Consider the following 2,921-nt stretch of genomic DNA (forward strand, 5'->3'; position numbering starts at 1 on the left):
AGTAGCATTGGCAATTATGAATGTTTTTATGGCAAAAAGCATGAGGGAGTACCTCCTAGCTTCGTTGCTATTGTTGCTGTCGTGTGTTGTTGGAATGATACTTAATACATACTATTACTACTATTTTATAAGTTCGGATTCTGAGACACCTATTGTTGGTGCTTTTGTTGTGATGGTCTATGGAATACTTGTGCTTGTACTGACGGGAGTTGGTGCAGTTATATTAGCTATCAAGAACCGACAGAAAAACAATTTCTCTAAATAGTGATGGTCCCTGGGATGGGGTGGCTCAAGGACAACAGGTGATGGCTATTATGAAAGCTGCATTGCCATAATCGAAGGCAATCAGATTGAGATTACTGAATGATTCAACCTTCACACTTGGATGGCTGAATAAATAAAAAGGACAATATAATAATGAACTATGATAATAAAAAAATATATACAGCATTCCTGATACCGTCACTTGTACAGGCTCTGATAGTTGCGATCATTGCTGTAATTCTTAATGCTGTTGACGTTTTGATCGGCTATACATCTCCAATAGGACTACTTCTCATAGCAGTAGGAGGCATTTCAACAGCCTTTTTTGGCGCCCGATTCCAATACAAATACAATAATAAAACTATTAAAGATATAGTAACGGATTTTTTTAAAATCAAACAGCCGGTAAAGTTTTATATACTTATAGTATTATTTCTTATAATTGATTTTGCCGCAGTGATAACAGGAAAGGGCTTTGTGATCGAAAGTCCTGCCATGCCTTTACTTATATTCCTTAAGGCAATACTTTTTGGCGGGATAGAAGAAATCGGATGGAGATATACTTTCCAGCCTGAGATGGAAAAAAGGTTTCCATATGCAGCTTCTACCATCATAACCTTTATTGCCTGGAGCCTATGGCATATCTTATATTTTTGCATTGATGGAAGCATATATTTTTATTCTGCTTCAGATATAGTATTTTTCCTGATAGGGCTTCTTACTAATTGTTTTATATTATCAGTTATATATAAAAAGTCCGGCAGCCTGTGGCTATGCGTGATGACTCATGCTCTTATCAATACCGGAGCACAGATGTCGCCTTATGTTCTGCCTATCTGTAGTATTCTAAGCAGCATTTATTGTATCATTCTTGCCTGTGTGATCATTACAGAATCTGATTTTAAGGTTGATACCAAGAAATTGAATGCAAATGAAACAGCGGACTATTTTATAAAATATTGGAACAGGTTAAAGATAAAGTATTTTCTTACATTAGCTTTTGCTATAATTGAATTTATGGTGCTGATACTACTTAGCTTTGTAGGATTATTTCTTTATATTCCGGGAATCATACTACTTGGAAATGATCAGAATTCTCACTTTATGCTTATATGCGTTTATTATATTATTTTTCAAGCTGTGGTTTTATATATTTACAGGGCATCAAAGTTCTTTCTGAATATATCAAGGGTTCTCTCAGAAGATTGTGATCCTTACAGATATTGCGAAATGTATGAACAGTTGGAAGATAATCGAAGATTCCTTCGAGGAAAGACCGGAAAGCATTTCTTTCTGTCAAATTATTATGTGGCTTCCTGCATATATATTACAGAGTATAGCAAAGCACTTGATAAGCTTCACGTATTGCGAGATAAGAATAAGAGAAAAAAAATCAGGTTAGCAGCATTTGAGTATTATGAAGGCGCGATAGCAATTGGCGAAAATGATATAGACAAGGCAAAGAAGTGTCTTGAGAAGATAAATGATCTGGTTAAAGATATAAATAAGGGCAAAGGAAATAAGAATTCACGTGATATAGTTATAGGGCTTACCGGTCTTATTGCATTAAAAGAAGAAGACTATGAAAAGGCCGAAGCACTTTTTGGTCAAAGGCTTATAGGTCGCAAAGACAGAATCTCTAAGATGAGCCTATACTATGATCTGGGCTTAGCCAAAAAAGGCCTTGGTAAAGAAGACGAGGCAAGAAAGTGTTTTGAAGAAGCGGCAATGTATGCAGGTGATGCCAGGTTCGAACTGGCTGATAAGGTACGAGAAGCATACAAGGCATATGATCATTTAGAATAAATTGCAGTGTTTTGTCAGACCATCCGAGACAGATCCTTGAATTTATTATATAGCTCAAGTCCCATTCCTGATAAAGCTTTATCTTTCAAACTCACAAGATAGACCGTCCTTTTAGGAATAGGTTTTGTATTTACGATTCTAATAGTTCCTTTTTTGATATCATCTTTGGCATAGGCGTAAGGCAAAACACCTATGCCAAATTTTCTTTTGGTGAAATTAAGAACCTGAGTCATATTTTCAAGGATATAAGTTGGCTGGAACAGTAGCCCGTTCTCTTGGAAAAAAGTATCAATGTTTTCTCTGAAATTACTGATCTGTGATACAGATATTGTCGGGTAGCTTAGCAGATCTTTGAGGTCATATTCTCTATCAAAATCAATATCCATCTTACTGGAAGCTATAAATATATCCTGTATCCGGAAGCATCTTCGCATCTTGAGATCCTGAAATCTGGCTGCCAGAGAATCAGAGATTATCATAAGTGCAAAGTCGATCTTGCCATCTCTTAAAAATGAGACCATTTCAGGAGTTGTGTTACCTGATATGGACAGATGTACGTCAGGATGGCGGTTCTTGAACTTCTCAAGGCAGTCAAAAAAGCCGTAGCGAAGGCTTGTCTCTGTAATGCCTACGGAGATATTATTTTGCGCTATAGATTCAAAGTTTTGGATCTCAATCTCGGCTCTTTGAAATTCGTTAAAAGCAGTCTTAACCCTGGCAAAAAGAAGCTCGCCTGAAGGCGTTAGAACAATCCGTGACCCGCTTCTTACAAACAAAGTAGTGCCAAGCTCTTCTTCCAGCTTCCTGATAGTCTGACTAACAGCAGATTGTGATATATACAAAGCTTTCGC

3 protein-coding genes and 1 pseudogene are annotated in these 2,921 nt (G+C 36.8%); 3 read left to right on the forward strand and 1 reads right to left on the reverse strand.

Features of this window, described 5'->3' with window-relative positions; translation table 11 throughout:
- The 3 genes and pseudogenes from K6G87_RS14380 to K6G87_RS14390 form a co-directional block, all read left to right on the forward strand.
- Positions 1-265: hypothetical protein (locus K6G87_RS14380; protein ID WP_296838736.1), on the forward strand; the 265-nt coding region annotated here is incomplete at its 5' end.
- Positions 266-286: 21 nt separating this feature from the next.
- Positions 287-367: pseudogene (locus tag K6G87_RS20090) on the forward strand (VOC family protein); the annotation flags it as partial.
- 50 nt (positions 368-417) lie between these two features.
- Complete coding sequence (locus K6G87_RS14390; RefSeq protein WP_296838739.1) at positions 418-2,070, forward strand: CPBP family glutamic-type intramembrane protease; 1,653 nt, start codon at positions 418-420, stop codon at positions 2,068-2,070.
- Between the two features lie 14 nt (positions 2,071-2,084).
- Here the strand turns inward: K6G87_RS14390 and K6G87_RS14395 are convergent.
- Positions 2,085-2,921: LysR family transcriptional regulator (locus tag K6G87_RS14395; protein WP_296838740.1), on the reverse strand; the 837-nt coding region annotated here is incomplete at its 5' end.

This window comes from Butyrivibrio sp. (assembly GCF_024699075.1).

Excerpts from the sequence above, each read along its gene's own strand:
- K6G87_RS14390 (WP_296838739.1), top strand. The coding sequence starts at position 418 with ATGAACTATGATAATAAAAAAATATATACAGCATTCCTGATACCGTCA.